Here is a 14,754-nt window from a genome sequence, read left to right as displayed (position 1 = left end):
GGTACTGCGGGGGAAGCCCGTGGGAGAGCAGGGCGCCGCTGACCGGTGGACGGCGCTTCGTCGCAGGGGAGGGCCCCGCGGGATGTTCCCGCGGGGCCCTCCCCTTTTTCATGCCGTGTTTCGGTGCCTTCGCCTACTTCGGCTGTCGTGGTTCCTGCGTGCTTCTGCGTCGTATCTCTCAGTTGCTAGTACAATACCTATGCATGTGCATTTGTAGATGATTTAGGTGGTGTATATGGCAGAGGCGGGAATCGGTGTCGACATCGTCGAGATCAGCCGCATGGAGCAGATTCTCGAGAGGACGCCTTCATTTGCTCAGCGCCTGTTTACTGATGAGGAACGGGCGTATTGCGATGCTTCTGCACGTCCTGCGGCGCACTATGCTTGCAGGTTCGCTGCTCGGGAAGCTGTCCTTAAAGCGCTCGGTACCGGTTTTGGTCAAGGTGTCTGTCGATCTGATGTTTCCGTATCTCGTGATAAGAACGGCAAGCCCCTTGCTGTCCTGAGCGGCCGCGCTGCAGAGATCGCCCAGCATCAAGGTATTGTTGAGGTCGCCTTGTCCTTATCGTTCACCACCGATTTGGCCATTGCGAACGCCCTTGCCATTACCGCCGATGTTCGCCCTAAGCCAAAAGATGTCAAAGAAGATGATCGGACGAAGATCGCAAAATCCTTTCGTGAGGCTCGTGCGGTCCTCGACGAGCTTGATAGCGCATCTATCATTGAGCTGTCCGCCTCGGACGGCGAAACGGCCTAACTGAAACGGGAGCTTATATGAAGCCTATTCTGAGTACCGAAGAAGTAGTCAAGCTCGAGAACATCATCGAGCGTGAAGGCACGTCCAAAGCTGAGCTTATGGAGCATGCGGGCGAGTTCGTAGCTTCGACAGCTCTTTCGTATCATCCGAAGGAGGTCGTTGTTCTTGTCGGCTTTGGCAACAACGGCGGCGACGGCTGGGTTGCGGCTGACATCCTGCAGCAGCATGATGTCCATGTCGTCGTTGTGTCTCCCGTTGAGCCCAATGAGGTTCCGTCTGCTTTGGCGCGCCATGTCGCCCGTCGTACCGCGGGGCGCGATGTCGAGATCGTCGTTGGTCCCTCGCGCGACGAGCTTGCAGCTTTTCTGGTGAAAGCCGATCTTGCTATCGATGCGATTTTGGGAACCGGCTTCCACGGAGAGGTCCGTCCGCCGTTTTCCATCTGGATCCCGACGCTGAACGACAGTTCTCCTCGCGTGATTTCCGTCGACGTTCCCTCCGGCTTAGATTCTGACAGCGGCGTTGCCGCCGATTACTGCGTGCGGGCTGATAAGACGGCCACCATGATCGCCCCCAAGATAGGCCTCTATAGCGCCGACGGCCCCCAGTTTGTCGGAGAGCTCGTGTGCGGCGAGCTTTACGATCGGTTGGATGAGGTTATCGACGATGTCGATCATGCGGCTGAAATCGTTGAGCCTGCGGACCTGGTGGATTACATCGAGCCTCTGCCTGCCAACGTCAACAAGTATTCCCGCGGATCGGTGCTCGTGGTCGCGGGGTCCGCTCGGTATCCCGGTGCTGCCATGATGGCCGCGAAGTCCGCAGCGCGTGCGGGCGCCGGCTATGTTGCTGTCGCTGCGCCCGATGCGTGTGCGAATCTGATTCGCATGGCGCTTCCCTCGATTCCGGTCATCGCCATTCCGTCCGATTCACGCGGATCGTTCGGTGCCGCTGCGCGCCAAGTGGTGTGCGAGATCGCAAAGAAATATGATTGCGTGCTCTGCGGGCCCGGGATGACGACGGCATCCGGCTGCATGCAGGTTGTTTCCGGCCTGCTTGAACTCGACGTGCCGCTTATCTTGGACGCCGATGCCCTCAACTGCCTTGCGCGTCTTTCGATTGACGGTATCGACAAGACTCCCGAGCTCTATCGTCGCGAGGCCCCGCTCATCTTGACGCCTCATCACCGCGAGCTATCTCGCCTGGTGGGTGACGTTCCGGTTGACGACCTGGGTACGGCCATCGATGCCGCCCAGCGCATCGAGTGGGCGGTCGGATCGGATAATCTGGTCGTGGTCGCGAAGGGCGCGACGACGGCTATCGTGGGCGTAGAAAAGGTGCTCATTCCCATCTCGGGACCCGCCTCTCTTGCGACGGCCGGGTCGGGGGATGTGCTCGCCGGTATTATGGCGGGGACCGTTGCGACCGCCCATGGCGATGTTGATCGCTGGGAGCTGCTGTGCGCCTACGCGGTCGCCGTTCATTCCTATACGGGTTTTGCCGCAGCCGCCGAATATGGCGAAAAGAGCGTTATCGCCACGGATCTGATCGACCTGATCGGCGAGGCGCTTCAGCTTGTGGAAAACGAGGCCTGCAAGGATTTGGGAATTCTGACCGATGGGGAGGCTGAGTAGGCCATGGTGCTTCGCAAGGAGCCTCTGACGCGATGGGCGTGGGTCGAAATCGACCAGGGCGCGCTTCGTCGCAATACGCGTGCGTTTAAAAACCTCTTGGGGCCGCGACAGCGCCTGTGCTGCGTCGTGAAGGCGGACGCGTACGGTCATGGGGCTGTTGCCTGCGCAAAGGTCATGCACGCCACGGGGACCGACATGTTCGCCGTGGCGACGGTGAACGAGGGGGTCGAGCTTCGCCAAGGCGGGATCGTCGAGCCGATTTTGGTGCTGAGCGAGCCCCCGATGACGGCGATCGACACGCTGCTCGAGCACGATCTCATGCCCTCCATCTACACATCGGAGTTCGCCCTCGCCTACGGAGAGCGCGCGGTGAGCTGCGGCACGATCGGCAAATACCACATGGCGATCGAGACGGGCATGAATCGCATCGGCGTGCACTATGCCGATGTCCTCGAGTTCCGGCGCGAGATCGATTTCCATCGCGGCATCCATTGCGACGGCGTGTTCACGCATTTTGCGACTGCCGAAGAGTCGAACGGCTGGGACTATAAGCTGCAGTGCAAGCGTTTCGACGAGGCGGTCGCCGCCATGAAGGATGCGGGATATGAGTGCGGTATTGTCCACTGCGACAACACCGTGGCGTCGATCCTCGACGGCTCGACGCATTACGATATGATTCGCGCGGGTATCGGCCTGTACGGATTGCAGCCCAGTGAGGTCACGCGCCCTGTGTTCCCGCTCGACCCCGTCATGAGCGTCAAGGCGCGCGTGACGCGAACCGCGCACCCGGCAATGGGAGAGGGTGTCGGGTACGGCTTCACCTACCGCGTTCCCCGCGCGCGCGTGCAGATCTGCACCCTGCCGCTCGGCTATGCGGACGGTCTGTCCCGCACGCTCTCGAATCGCATGGACGTGCTGTATCGCGGCATGCGCATCCCCCAGGTGGGCAACATCTGCATGGATCAGATGATGGTCGCGATCACCCAGACTTCCCGCCAGCAGATTCCCGAGGCCCAGATGGGCGATATCATGACCGTCGTCGGGCGCGACGGGGACGCCGAGATCACGATGGACGAGATGGCGCAGCTGCGCGGCACCATCAACTACGAGGTTGCGTGCGGGTTCGGCATGCGGCTCGAGAAGATCTACTGCTAAGGAGCACCCATGGGCGTGATGCATATTCCAGGGCATGAGCACCAGAAGCCACGCGAGGTCTCCCTCGAGGAGATCCGCTCCGTGCTGGGGGATTGCCGCCTGTGCCCGCTGTACGAGACGCGCACGAACATCGTGTTCGGTGTGGGCAACCCCCATGCGCGCGTGATGTTTGTGGGCGAGGCCCCCGGGCGCAATGAAGACCTGCAGGGAGAGCCGTTTGTGGGCAGGGCCGGAGAGAACCTGAACGGGATCCTCTCGCTCGCAGGGCTCAAGCGGGAGGATATCTACATCGCGAACGTGCTGAAGTGCCGTCCTCCGGGAAACCGCGATCCTCGGCCCGATGAGGTGCTCGCCTGCTCGCCGTTTTTGCGGGAGCAGATTCGCAGCATCTGGCCGGATATCATCGTGACGCTGGGGAACCCTGCGACGCATTTTGTGCTCAAAACCGAAATCGGCATCACGAAGCTGCGCGGAAGGTTCCATCAGATGGGACATTTCGTGGTCATGCCGACATTTCACCCGGCGGCAGCGCTGCGCAACCCCGCGTGGCAGAAGTTGATCGAAGAGGATTTTCGCATGCTGGGAGACTATCTCGAGCGCCATCCCGCCGATGCTCCCGTTGCGCCCGCGTCGGAGCACTCCGACGCGCTGCCGAAGGTCGTGGAGTAGCATGGCGCTCAGCCGAATCGGAGCCGGCCGCTTTGTGAGCGAATCGGTCGAAGACACCATGGAATTTGGGCGACTCATGGCAGGAGAGGTGCGCGATGGCGACGTGCTGGTGCTCACCGGGGGCCTGGGTGTGGGGAAGACCCATCTGACCAAGGGGCTCTCTGCCGGGCTGGGGGACACCCATCCGGTGACCAGCCCCACCTTTGCGCTCATGGCGGTGCACGATGGCGGGCGGATCCCCTTGTTCCATTTTGATCTGTATCGTCTGGAGCATGCGTATGAACTCGAGGATACGGGCGTGTACGACGTGCTGGGATACGAGGGCGTATGCGTGCTGGAGTGGGGGGAGCAGTTCCAGGACGAGCTGACCGACGAGTTCCTCTCCGTGGTGATCCAGCGCGATCCGGAAGACGAGACGAGACGCTTGGTGTCGCTTGAGCCGCACGGCGTTCGAGCGCAGGAGCTTGCGCGTGATATCGATCTGGCGGCGGCCCGCATCGCGGGCGCGCCTGACGCGACGGGAAATGGATGCAATTGATGTCAGATGCAGATGAGATGCGATCGTTGATCTTGGCGTGCGATACGTCGACCGATATGCTGGCGTGCGCGCTGGCGTGGTGGCCGGCGCACGGCGTGTCGCCTGCGGCCGCCGCGGGCGTTGAGGTTCTCGCCCGAGCCGACCATCTGTGCCGTCGCCATGCGAACGTGGAGCTGGTCGACACCGTTGCCGCGGTGCTCGAGAAGGCCGGAAAAACCATGGACGACGTCGACGCGGTGCTGGTCGGGCGCGGCCCCGGCTCGTTCACGGGCGTGCGTATCGGGATCTCCACGGCAAAGGGCCTTGCGCGCGGTGCCAACGTCGATCTGTTCGGCATCTCGACGCTCGACGCGACCGCATGGACGGCATGGCGAGCGGGCGTCCGCGGTCTCGTGGGCGTTGCCGCCGATGCCATGCGCGGCGAGGTGTACCCCGCGCTCTACCGTCTTGACGAGAGGGGCGCGGTGCGGCTCTATGAGCGCGAGCGCGTCGTAAAGGCCTCGGTCGCCATCGAAGAGTGGTCCTCCCGTCCCGATGCGCACGAGATTCAGCTGACCGGCGACGGCTTGGTGCGCTACGGCAACCGGTTTGAAGAGGCGGGCCTGATGACGCGCGTGCTGTCGCGCGATCTGTGGTGGCCGACGGGTGAAGGGTTGCTGCTTGCCGCCCGCGCGCTTATCGACGAAGCGGGCGGATCCGAGACGGCGCTTGGTTCCGGAGACCCCGCGCTCGTGCTTCCCATCTACACGCGTCTGTCGGATGCGGAGGAAAACGAGCGCAGGCGCCTTGGCCTGGCGGAAAGCGCTCATATGGATACGACCGGCGTTGCCGACGAGCTTGCCGGCAGGCATCTGCAGCTGAGGCCCATGGGCGCCGCTGATGCGGAAGCGGCCTCGGAACTCGAGGCGGCTTGTTTCGAGGGCGCGGGGCATGCTCCGTGGACGCCGACGATGTTTTTGGATGAGCTGGGAGACGGGGTCGCAGCGCCGCGCTCCTGGTGGGTGGCCCATGACGACGGCAGGCTCATCGGCATCGCGGGGGGTATGATCGTTGATAAGGATGTCCAGGTGCTGGACGTCGCGGTCGACGCGGGCTATCGTCGTCAGGGCATCGCGCGCAAGCTGCTCGCGCACGTAAGCTATGACGCGCAGATGCTCGGCTGCGAAAGCGCGTCTCTTGAGGTCGAAGCGGATAACGCCGCCGCCGTTGCGCTCTATGAGGAGCTCGGGTTCTCTCAGGTGGGAGTCAGGCGCGGCTACTACGGCCCCGGTATCGATGCCTGCGTCATGAGCGCCTCGCTTCCGTTGGCCTTGCCGGTTGATGCGGCGTCTCCCGAGCCGACCTCCGCCGTCCATCGCGCCTGGCCGCTTTCCGAGCCCCGCCGTACGGATGCCGAGCTTGCTGAGCTCGATCGTCGAAAGCCCGTGCTCGCTATCGAGAGCTCGTGTGACGAGACGGCCGTCGCCATCATCGACGCGGACGGCACCCTGCTGGCGAATCAGGTTTCTACCCAGATCGATTTTCATGCCCGCTTTGGCGGCGTGGTGCCCGAAATCGCCTCCCGTAAGCATGTCGAGGTCATCGTCGGCGTCGTCGATGCCGCACTCGAGGAGGCGGCGGAGGCGCTCGGTCTCGAGGGCGGGGCGCTGTCGCCCAAGGAGCTCGCCGCGGTGGGCGTGACGCAGGGCCCGGGTCTTGTCGGCGCGCTGGTGGTCGGCGTGGCATTCGCCAAGGGCTTCGCCTATGCGGCGGGAAAGCCGCTCATCTGCGTGAACCATCTTGAGGGGCATCTGTACGCCAACCTGCTGACAACCCCCGACCTCAAGCCCCCGTTCATCTTCACGCTGGTGTCCGGCGGTCATACGATGCTCGTGCACGTGCGCGCGTGGGGCGATTACGAGGTGCTGGGGGAGACGCTTGACGATGCGGTGGGCGAGGCGTTCGACAAGGTCGCGAAGGCGCTCGGGCTCGGGTATCCCGGAGGGCCGATCATCTCGCGCCTTGCGGAGGACGGCAACCCCAAGGCCATAGACTTCCCGCGCGCCCTGAATCGCAAGGGAGATTACCGCTTCTCGCTCTCAGGGCTCAAGACCGCGGTCATGCTCTATATCGAGCAGGAGAACAAAGCGGGCAGGCCTATCCATCTGCCCGACCTCGCAGCCTCGTTCGAGGCGGCGGTTTTCGACGTTCAGTACAAGAAGGCGCGCAACGCATTGCGCGAGACGGGGGCAAAGGAGTACTGCATCGGCGGTGGCGTCGCGGCCAACCCCCACTTGCGCGACATGATGGTCAGGAAGCTGAGCCGCCAGGGGATCAGGGTGACCGTGCCTCCGCAAAACGCGTGCACCGATAACGCCGCCATGATCGCCGTCGTTGCGCGAGAGAAGTTCTTGAAAGGCGAGTTCTCGGACTTCTCGATCGATGCGGATCCCAACATGACGCTTTAGGGAAGTGCCGATCGGTCCGCGTTCGTCCTCTCGAAAAGGGGAAACGGAGAATCGAAGGCGCGAGCGGGGGCGGCTATCGGCCGAGCGCGATGTCTACGAGTTGCTGCTGCGTGTCGACGATGAAGTCGGCCCCTGCCGCCTCGAGTTCCGTGCGGCCGCGGAATCCCCAGGTGACGCCCGCTACGGCGAGACCCGCGTTGTGGCCGGTTTCCACGTCTACGTTGGAGTCGCCTACGTAGAGCGTCCGCTCCGGCGCGGCATCGAGCTGCTCGAGAACATGGAGCGTGATGGGCGCTGCCGGTTTGGGATCGAACTGCGCCGTATGGCCCTGGACGACGGCGAATCGGCCGGCGCCGAAATAGCGTTCGATCAGCGGGAGGGCGGCGGCATGGTCCTTATTGGTGAGGACGGCGAGCGTCAGCCCCGCTGAGCGCAGCGCATCGAGCATCTCGATGGTTCCCGGGTAGGGGGCCGTGTGATCTTCCTTGTGGAGGTCGTAGCAGGTCCGGAACTCCGAGAGCACGCGCTCGAACAGAGCTCCGTCCCCTGCGAATTCAGCGGGCATGAAGCGTTCGACCAGCTTCTGCATGCCGTTTCCCACCTTATAGCGATAGGCGTCGATGGGAAAGGTCGGCCAGCCGTGCGCCGTGCAAACGCGGTTCGCGCTGCGCGCGAGATCCTCGAGGGTGTTGAGAACGGTGCCGTCGAGGTCGAAGATGACATGAGTGAAAGGCATATGGGCGGTGCTCCTAGCAAATTCGGGGAAGCTGCTCGCCGACGAGCATGTCGAGGATGCGCGTCGACCCCCAAGGGGTTCGCACGCGGACATACGGCTCGGTGCCGCAGGCAAGCTCGCAGACGGTTCCGATGATCGCGGCGTGCTCTCCGTAGCGAGATGAGCGCATGGCTGCGAGCGCCGCCTCGGCTTCGTCGGCCGGCACGATGGCGACCATCTTGCCCTCGTTGGCGACTTGAAGAACGTCGTAGCCGAGCATCTCGCAGGCGCCGCGTACCTCGGGGCGCACAGGGACGGCCTGCTCCTCCACTTCGAGGACGGTGCGGCTGGCGGCGGCGAACTCGTTTAAGGTGCTGGCGATGCCGCCGCGGGTCGGATCGCGGAAGCAGTGGACATGCGGCGCGGCATCCATGACGGCCGCGATGAGATGGTTGAGGGGCGCGGCGTCGCTCACGATGTCGGTAGAGAAGGCGAGGCCTTCGCGCTGGCTCATGACGGCGATGCCGTGATCCCCCAGCGTGCCGGAGAGCACGATGGCGTCGCCGGGCGCGCAGTTCGCCCCCGAGAGGTCGACGCCGGCAGGGACCTCCCCGACGCCCGCGGTGTTGATGTAGATGCCGTCGACGCCGCCGCGCTCGACCACCTTCGTATCGCCGGTGATGATGCGCACGCCGGCCTCGCGTGCCGTGTCGGCCATCGACGTCACGATGCGCCGGAGTGCATCGAGCGGATAGCCCTCTTCGAGAATGAACCCGCACGAAAGGTATCGAACGTGCGCTCCGGATGTGGCGACATCGTTGACCGTACCGCATACCGCCAGCCTGCCGATATCGCCTCCGGGAAAGAACTGGGGCGTCACGACGAAGCTGTCGGTCGAGAGCGCGATGCGGCCCGTGGCGGGAAGTTCGGCGACGCCCGCGTCGTTTCCGACTAGGAGTTCGGGAGAGCCGAACGCCTCGAAGAAGATGTCGTCGATGAGGCGCTTCATCATCTGGCCGCCTGAGCCGTGGCCAAGGAGCACCGTCTGCTCGTCCATTGATTTCATATCGATCAGCTCTCCGGGTGACTCGTTAGCGGTCTTTGAAGCGGAAGGAGGCGGCGCAGCTTCCCTCGCTGGAGACCATGCATGGTCCGATGGGGTGTTCGGGGGTGCAGCCGCGATCGAACAGCGGGCACTCGCCAGGCGCGATGCGACCGCGGAGCACGTCGCCGCAGCGGCATCCGCGCGGCTCGACGGTCGGCTCGGCCTCGATGTCGAACCGCTTGGACGCATCGAAGGCCGCGTAGGCGTCGCGCAGCCTGAGTCCTGAGGCGGGAAGTTCACCGAGCCCGCGCCAGAGGGCATCGCACGGCTCGAAGACCTCGGCGCACAGACGCTGCGCGACCGTGTTGCCCTCGCGGTGCGCGCCGCGAGGGTAGGCGTTTTTGATATCGGGGGCGCCGGAGATGACCATGCGCGCAAGCATCTCGATGCCGGCGAGAATATCGACGGGCTCGAAGCCCGTGATGACGCCGGGGGTGGAGAACTCGTCGACGAGGAATCGATAGGGCGCCGCCCCCGTGATGGTCGAGACGTGTCCGGGGAGCAGGAAGCCGTCGATGCGCGTCTGCGGGTCGTCTTCGATGGCGCGGAGCGCCGCGGGCGTCGTCTTGTTCGCACAGAACAGGGAGAAATTTGAAAGGCCGCGCTCGGCGGCCTCAAGAACGCAGGCTGCCATGGCGGGCGTGGTCGTTTCGAATCCGACGCTGATGAACACGACCTCGCGCGCAGGGTTCTGCGCGGCGATATCGAGGGCGTCGAGCGGCGAGTAGACGACGCGGATATCGCGGCCGGCCGCCTTCTCGGCAATAAGCGAGGTGCTCGATCCGGGAACGCGCATCATGTCTCCGAAGGTGGCGATGATGACGCCGTCGAGGCGGGCGAGCGCGATGGCCCGGTCGATATCGCGATTCGCCGTGACGCACACGGGGCATCCTGGGCCGGAGAGCAGGTGCAGGCTTTCGGGCAGAACGGAGCGGAACCCGTATCGGCCGATGCTGACGGTATGGGTCCCGCATACTTCCATGAGATAGATGGCGCGGTCTGCGACCAGGGCGTTGATGCGCGCGATGAGCTCGCGAGCAAGGTCCGGGTCGCGAAACGCCGCGAAATCCGCGGTACGCGGCATCCGGTTCGGGGAGGCGCTCATGCGGTGGCCCCGTCGGGGGCGGGGAGTTCCTCGGCCACGAGCTCGTCCATCTCCCGGATGAGCTCGATGGTCTCGCGCGCCTCTTCGGAATCGATGATCTGGATGCCGAATCCTGCGTGGACGAGCACGAAATCGCCGACGCGGGCCTCGGGGACCAGCCGCAGGGAGATGTTGCGCGTCGCCCCGAGCATATCGACTTCTGCGGTTGAGGCGTCAATGATGCGGGTGATGGCGCCCGGTACTGCTAGGCACATGGCATGCTTCTCTTTCTGCGGCCGCATCCTTTCGGATGCGGCCGCGACGCGTTGATCGAGAAAATGGTACCGCTCCGCTGTCATGGGGGCAACGTCGCCAGGGAAGCGCCGGTCGATTGCCTTCGCGCCGGCCCGCTGCCGCGCGCGAAGCGAAGGCGCCAGGTGATACCGGCGGTGTTGCAGCAGAGGTTCGCGCATTTCGCCCGCGTGCCGGGCTATCGGCGTGCGAGGTGCGCCCGCGCCACCGCCGCCTGGCCGTAGGCGATGCATCCGTCGTTGACGGGGACGGTGGTGGGGATGAGCACGCGCATCCCTGCGCTCTCAAGAAGCGCGGCCGTGCGCGTGAGCAGCAGGCGATTCATGAACACGCCGCCCGAGAGCGCTACGGTCCGAATGCCGGTGCGCAGCGAGACGAGGTGCGCGGCATCGGCGGCCGCCTGCGCGACCGCCTCGTGAAGGGCGAGCGCGAGAGTATCGGGATCGATGCCGGCGGCGATGCCGTCGAGCAGGCCGAGCGCGGTGGGCTCCATGTCGAGTACAAGGGGACCGTCGCATTCGGATCGAGGGGTGCGCCCCCCGCCGGCCTCCCGCGGGCGGGCCTGGGCGTCTTGGCCGCGCTCGGTGGCGTGGTGTATCGCATAGGGGAGCCCCTGGGTCGCGCTCGAGGGCATGGCGCCCCCGTTGCGCTTGAGCGCGCGCGTCGCGGCGGCCTCGAGCTCGATGGCGGGCTCGCCTTCATAGGTTGCGTGTCCGCAGATGCCGAGTATCGCGGCGCAGGCATCGAGGAATCTGCCCATGCTGCTGGTGAGGGGGCTGTTGATGCCGCGCTCGACCATGGTCGCGGTTATGGAGCGCTCCTGCTCTGAGAGCATCTCGATCAAGGGGGCGGCGCCTGCGTGGCCGAGCAGGCCGTCGCGGGATAGCAGAGAGAATGCGCAGCGCCGGGCATCGCGAATGCTGGCGACTCCGCCGGGGAGGCGCCAAGGGCGCAGGTGCGCCGCGCGCGTGAAGCCGCGAAGGTCGGCAACGAGGATCTCCCCGCCCCACACGGTCCCGTCGTCCCCGGCGCCCGTGCCGTCGAACGCGATGCCGATGACCGGGTCGTCGGCATCGTGGATGCCGCGCGCCGCGGACTCGGCGATGACCGAGGCGATGTGCGCATGATGATGCTGCACCTCGATGAGGGGGATGTCGTGCGCTCGGGCGTGCCGGCGCGCCCATTGGCTCGACAGGTATGACGGATGCGCATCGCAGGCGAGTGCAGCGGGGGTCACGCCGAACAGGGATTCCAGGCGCTCGAGGGCGTCGCGCCACGCTCCGAAGGTGGAGCCCCGCTCGATATCGCCGATATGCTGGGACAGGAAGCACGCGGCGCTCCCGTCCGGATCGTTGCGCACCAGCGCGAGGGTCGCCTTTTGCTCGGAGCCGCAGGCGAGCAGGTCGGGCGCGGCCGCGCCGGCCTCGACGCGCGGCAGCGGAAGGGGCCGGGGCGCGTACCCGCGCGCCCGGCGCACGGGAAGGACGCGGCCGCCTGCGCAGCGCACGACGGAGTCGTCGTAGCGCGAGAGGATGGCCCGGTCGTTTCCCAGCAGGGCGTCTGCGATAGGGCCGAGACGCCTCCAGGCGTCGTCATCATCGGTCTCGATCGGTTCGCCGCTGATGTTTCCGCTGGTCATGATGAGGGCGCGGATTCCGCGTCGGGCACATGCCGCCATGATGAGGTGCTGTAGCGGCGTGTACGGCAGCATGACGCCGATCTCGGGGAGGTCGCGGGCGACGTCGTGGGCCAGATCGATGCCGCCTTCGCGGCCGGCGCGCGCGAGCAGGACGATAGGGCGGATGCTTCCTGTGAGAAGCTCGCGCTCCTGGGCGTCGACGGAGCAGAGGGACTGCGCATCGCGAACGGTGCGGACCATGATGGCGAACGGCTTGCTGCTGCGCCGCTTGCGGCGGCGAAGCTCGCGCACCGCACTGTCATCCTCCGCGCTGCAGGCCAGATGGAAGCCCCCGAGCCCCTTGATGGCAACGATGCCCCCGTTTTCCAGCAGCTCGGCGCACCGCTCGATGATCGCATCGCTTTCCTCGCGCGTTGTCCCGCGCGCAGGCGCGCCCGCCGCGCCGCGCCCGTGCTCGCGCCACGTGATATGGGGCCCGCAGGCAAAGCAGGCGTCCGGTTGGGCGTGGAACCGGCGGTCGGTGGGGTCAGCATATTCGGCGGCGCATTCCGGGCACATGGGGAAGGCGCCCATCGAGGTCGCCGCCCGGTCATAGGGCAGCGAGCGGATGATGGTGAAGCGAGGGCCGCAGTTGGTGCAGTTGATGAAGGGGTAGTGGTAGCGTCGGTCGGCGGGGTCGGAGAGCTCCCGCAGACAGTCGTCGCACGTCGCGATATCGGGCGATACGAGCGTGGTCCGTGCGCCGCCCGCGTCGGATGCGAGGATAGCGAAGCGCGGATCGCCCGGCTCGGGCTCATCGGGGCATTCCATGTCGCGCACGGAGACCGCGTCGATGCGCGCGGCGGCGGGGGCGTGCCCGCGGAGACCCTCGAGGAAGGCCTCGATATCCGGGGTGCTGCCGACGGCATCGATGTGCACCCCGTCAGGCGCGTTGAGCACCCATCCCGCGATGCGGTGCGCGCGGGCTTCGCGATAGACGAAAGGGCGCATGCCCACACCTTGCACGATGCCCGTGACGTGGACGGCTACATGGCGGCGGTGCCCGGCGGGGCCGCTCATGCGTTCAGGTCCAGGCTCGCCCCGGTGGCCGCGCACGTAAGCTCCCCGTGATGGACGCCGCGAAGGCCGAGGAGCTTGTCGGCGAGCTCGTAGACGCGCGCACCCCTGCCCCGAAGCGCAAGGATCTCCAGGCAGTTGTGATGGTCGAGGTGCACGTGCATCGTGGAGACGATCTCGTCGGTGTAGTCGTGCTGGACCTCGTCGAGGCGGCGCGTCAGGTCTCCGGTGTGGTGGTCGTAGATCATGGTGAGCGAGCCGATGACCTGCTCGTCCGGCGTGCGCAGGTTTTCGCGCACGAGCGCCGCGCGCATGAGGTCCCGGATGGCTTCCGATCGGTTGCGGGCATCGCCGCGCCGTGCGATCAAGGCGTCGAACCCGGCAAGCATCTCCTCCGGAACCGCGACGGAGAACCGGACGAGTTCGCCGGCGTTCTCAGGGCAGCCCACGGCTACACCAGCCTGACGGTTCCGACGGAGTTGTGATCCGCCTCGATGGCGTCCTCGTAGCCCTCGAGGGCCGCGCGGGCCTGATCGAGGGAGCCCATGGCTGCCTCGAGCATGGCTCCGATGCGCTCCATGTCGTAGTTCTCGGTGGCGTGCAGCAAATCGTGGCTCCAGCCCCGCGCCATCGCGATCGTGTCGTCGATCTGCTTGACGCTCATGGCGAGCTGTCCCATGTTCATGCCGGTATCGTGCATCGCGTGCCTCCTTCGTGCGTGAGGGAACGCCTCCGTGTGTTTTGCGCCTGACGCCCCGCGCGGGCAGCCAGTGCTTCCAAGTGTAGCGCACAAGGTTCTCGGGCGGCGCGCGCCCGCACGGGCGCAGTGCTGCGGTCTTCCCGGTCGGGTAAGGGATCTTGCGACCCTCTGCTTGCTCTGTTCGCCATGCGATGGGGCGGGGCGAATCCGCTCATCGCCAAAATACAACCGTTCGCCGCCGAAATCGATTAGGATGCGTGATATCTTTCTATAGTCAATTGCTGTCGCAAGAAATGCGGAAGGTTACTGCGCTCGAGTAGGCCTAACCAAAATCTTGAGGACCCGCCACAGGGCGGGATGTCTTCGGCTTTTGGTTAGGCCTATTTTTTGTCGATAGTCGACATGTTCGAACAGGAGCGCATCTATGGGCATCTTCTCCAATCTCTTCTCAAAGCAGCAAGAGCACGCTGCGGCTTCCCGCCCCGAGGTCACCTGCCCCGTTGCGGGAACGGTCGTCAAGCTCGAGTCGGTGAGCGATCCGGCGTTCGCGAGCAAGACCATGGGGGACGGCATCGCCATCGAACCGAGCGAGGGCGTGCTCGTCGCGCCGGTCACCGGAACCGTCCAGGCTTTGTTCCCCACGGGCCATGCGGTTGCCGTGCAGGGCGATAACGGCATCTCCGTTCTGCTGCATATCGGTATCGATACCGTCGACATGAAGGGCGACGGCTTCACGGCCCATATCTCCCAGGGCGACCGCGTTTCCGCCGGTCAGAAGCTCGTGACCTTCGATTTGAACAAGATCGCCGAGGCGGGCCATCCCGCCACCACGATGGTGCTCGTCGCCGAGTCCACCTGCGACGGCACCCTGCACACATGCGATGAGGGCGCGGTTGCCCTGGGCGATGCTGTCATCTGGTTTGCGTAAGACAACGGCGACGAG

14 protein-coding genes are annotated in these 14,754 nt (G+C 65.2%); 7 read left to right on the top strand and 7 right to left on the bottom strand.

From position 1 onward, the window contains the following. Positions 1-235 precede the first annotated feature (235 nt). From acpS to tsaD, 6 genes are read left to right on the top strand one after another with little or no spacing between them, the layout of a single operon-like run. Positions 236-757 carry a holo-ACP synthase gene (gene acpS, locus B5F74_RS09125; protein ID WP_087201803.1) on the top strand — a complete coding sequence of 174 codons (522 nt, stop codon included), beginning with the start codon at positions 236-238 and terminating at the stop codon, positions 755-757. 17 nt (positions 758-774) lie between these two features. After that, positions 775-2,391 (top strand): NAD(P)H-hydrate dehydratase, encoded by a 1,617-nt coding sequence (locus tag B5F74_RS09120; RefSeq protein WP_087201801.1) that lies wholly within the window; start codon positions 775-777, stop codon positions 2,389-2,391. 3 nt (positions 2,392-2,394) lie between these two features. Continuing rightward, the gene (gene alr / locus B5F74_RS09115; protein WP_087201799.1) at positions 2,395-3,546 is read left to right on the top strand and encodes an alanine racemase; all 1,152 of its coding nucleotides are present in this window, start codon (positions 2,395-2,397) and stop codon (positions 3,544-3,546) included. 9 nt (positions 3,547-3,555) lie between these two features. Beyond that, complete coding sequence (locus B5F74_RS09110; protein WP_087201797.1) at positions 3,556-4,215, top strand: uracil-DNA glycosylase; 660 nt, start codon at positions 3,556-3,558, stop codon at positions 4,213-4,215. A gap of 1 nt (position 4,216) precedes the next feature. Next, complete coding sequence (tsaE, locus tag B5F74_RS09105; RefSeq protein WP_066831412.1) at positions 4,217-4,753, top strand: tRNA (adenosine(37)-N6)-threonylcarbamoyltransferase complex ATPase subunit type 1 TsaE; 537 nt, start codon at positions 4,217-4,219, stop codon at positions 4,751-4,753. After that, complete coding sequence (tsaD, locus tag B5F74_RS09100; protein WP_087201795.1) at positions 4,753-7,200, top strand: tRNA (adenosine(37)-N6)-threonylcarbamoyltransferase complex transferase subunit TsaD; 2,448 nt, start codon at positions 4,753-4,755, stop codon at positions 7,198-7,200. The genes tsaE and tsaD overlap by 1 nt, the downstream gene beginning before the upstream one ends. A 73-nt stretch (positions 7,201-7,273) precedes the next feature. Here tsaD and B5F74_RS09095 read toward each other — a convergent pair whose 3' ends face one another. The 7 genes from B5F74_RS09095 to B5F74_RS09065 all read right to left on the bottom strand — a co-directional run bounded on the left by B5F74_RS09095 (position 7,274) and on the right by B5F74_RS09065 (position 13,811). Next, positions 7,274-7,936 (bottom strand): HAD-IA family hydrolase, encoded by a 663-nt coding sequence (locus B5F74_RS09095; RefSeq protein WP_087201793.1) that lies wholly within the window; start codon positions 7,934-7,936, stop codon positions 7,274-7,276. A gap of 13 nt (positions 7,937-7,949) precedes the next feature. Beyond that, positions 7,950-8,972 carry a hydrogenase expression/formation protein HypE gene (gene hypE, locus B5F74_RS09090; RefSeq protein ID WP_087201790.1) on the bottom strand — a complete coding sequence of 341 codons (1,023 nt, stop codon included), beginning with the start codon at positions 8,970-8,972 and terminating at the stop codon, positions 7,950-7,952. 34 nt (positions 8,973-9,006) lie between these two features. Continuing rightward, complete coding sequence (gene hypD, locus B5F74_RS09085; RefSeq protein ID WP_239283444.1) at positions 9,007-10,125, bottom strand: hydrogenase formation protein HypD; 1,119 nt, start codon at positions 10,123-10,125, stop codon at positions 9,007-9,009. After that, on the bottom strand, positions 10,122-10,379 hold the full coding sequence (locus B5F74_RS09080; protein WP_087201828.1) for a HypC/HybG/HupF family hydrogenase formation chaperone: 258 nt from the start codon (positions 10,377-10,379) through the stop codon (positions 10,122-10,124). Before B5F74_RS09080 ends, hypD begins: the two co-directional genes overlap by 4 nt. Positions 10,380-10,594: 215 nt before the next feature. After that, positions 10,595-13,114, bottom strand: a complete 2,520-nt coding sequence (gene hypF / locus B5F74_RS09075; protein ID WP_087201788.1) for a carbamoyltransferase HypF — start codon at positions 13,112-13,114, stop codon at positions 10,595-10,597. Further along, positions 13,111-13,560 (bottom strand): nickel-responsive transcriptional regulator NikR, encoded by a 450-nt coding sequence (gene nikR, locus B5F74_RS09070; protein WP_239283442.1) that lies wholly within the window; start codon positions 13,558-13,560, stop codon positions 13,111-13,113. Before nikR ends, hypF begins: the two co-directional genes overlap by 4 nt. A 2-nt stretch (positions 13,561-13,562) precedes the next feature. Further along, complete coding sequence (locus B5F74_RS09065) at positions 13,563-13,811, bottom strand: hypothetical protein (RefSeq protein WP_066831421.1); 249 nt, start codon at positions 13,809-13,811, stop codon at positions 13,563-13,565. A gap of 424 nt (positions 13,812-14,235) precedes the next feature. Between B5F74_RS09065 and B5F74_RS09060 the strand changes: the two genes are divergently transcribed. Beyond that, on the top strand, positions 14,236-14,739 hold the full coding sequence (locus tag B5F74_RS09060) for a PTS glucose transporter subunit IIA (protein ID WP_087201786.1): 504 nt from the start codon (positions 14,236-14,238) through the stop codon (positions 14,737-14,739). Positions 14,740-14,754: the final 15 nt, after the last annotated feature.

It is taken from the genome of Collinsella sp. An271, from assembly GCF_002159695.1.
In the GTDB taxonomy this organism is placed as follows: domain Bacteria; phylum Actinomycetota; class Coriobacteriia; order Coriobacteriales; family Coriobacteriaceae; genus Collinsella; species Collinsella ihumii.
The sequence above is the reverse complement of the archived record's forward strand: the minus strand, read 5'-3'. Positions and strand labels throughout refer to the sequence as shown.

Coding starts and splice junctions, on each gene's coding strand:
- acpS (WP_087201803.1), top strand. CDS start 236: ATGGCAGAGGCGGGAATCGGTGTCGACATCGTCGAGATCAGCCGCATG.
- B5F74_RS09120 (WP_087201801.1), top strand. CDS start 775: ATGAAGCCTATTCTGAGTACCGAAGAAGTAGTCAAGCTCGAGAACATC.
- alr (WP_087201799.1), top strand. CDS start 2,395: ATGGTGCTTCGCAAGGAGCCTCTGACGCGATGGGCGTGGGTCGAAATC.
- B5F74_RS09110 (WP_087201797.1), top strand. CDS start 3,556: ATGGGCGTGATGCATATTCCAGGGCATGAGCACCAGAAGCCACGCGAG.
- tsaE (WP_066831412.1), top strand. CDS start 4,217: ATGGCGCTCAGCCGAATCGGAGCCGGCCGCTTTGTGAGCGAATCGGTC.
- tsaD (WP_087201795.1), top strand. CDS start 4,753: ATGTCAGATGCAGATGAGATGCGATCGTTGATCTTGGCGTGCGATACG.
- B5F74_RS09095 (WP_087201793.1), bottom strand. CDS start 7,936: ATGCCTTTCACTCATGTCATCTTCGACCTCGACGGCACCGTTCTCAAC.
- hypE (WP_087201790.1), bottom strand. CDS start 8,972: ATGGACGAGCAGACGGTGCTCCTTGGCCACGGCTCAGGCGGCCAGATG.
- hypD (WP_239283444.1), bottom strand. CDS start 10,125: ATGAGCGCCTCCCCGAACCGGATGCCGCGTACCGCGGATTTCGCGGCG.
- B5F74_RS09080 (WP_087201828.1), bottom strand. CDS start 10,379: ATGTGCCTAGCAGTACCGGGCGCCATCACCCGCATCATTGACGCCTCA.
- hypF (WP_087201788.1), bottom strand. CDS start 13,114: ATGAGCGGCCCCGCCGGGCACCGCCGCCATGTAGCCGTCCACGTCACG.
- B5F74_RS09065 (WP_066831421.1), bottom strand. CDS start 13,811: ATGCACGATACCGGCATGAACATGGGACAGCTCGCCATGAGCGTCAAG.
- B5F74_RS09060 (WP_087201786.1), top strand. CDS start 14,236: ATGGGCATCTTCTCCAATCTCTTCTCAAAGCAGCAAGAGCACGCTGCG.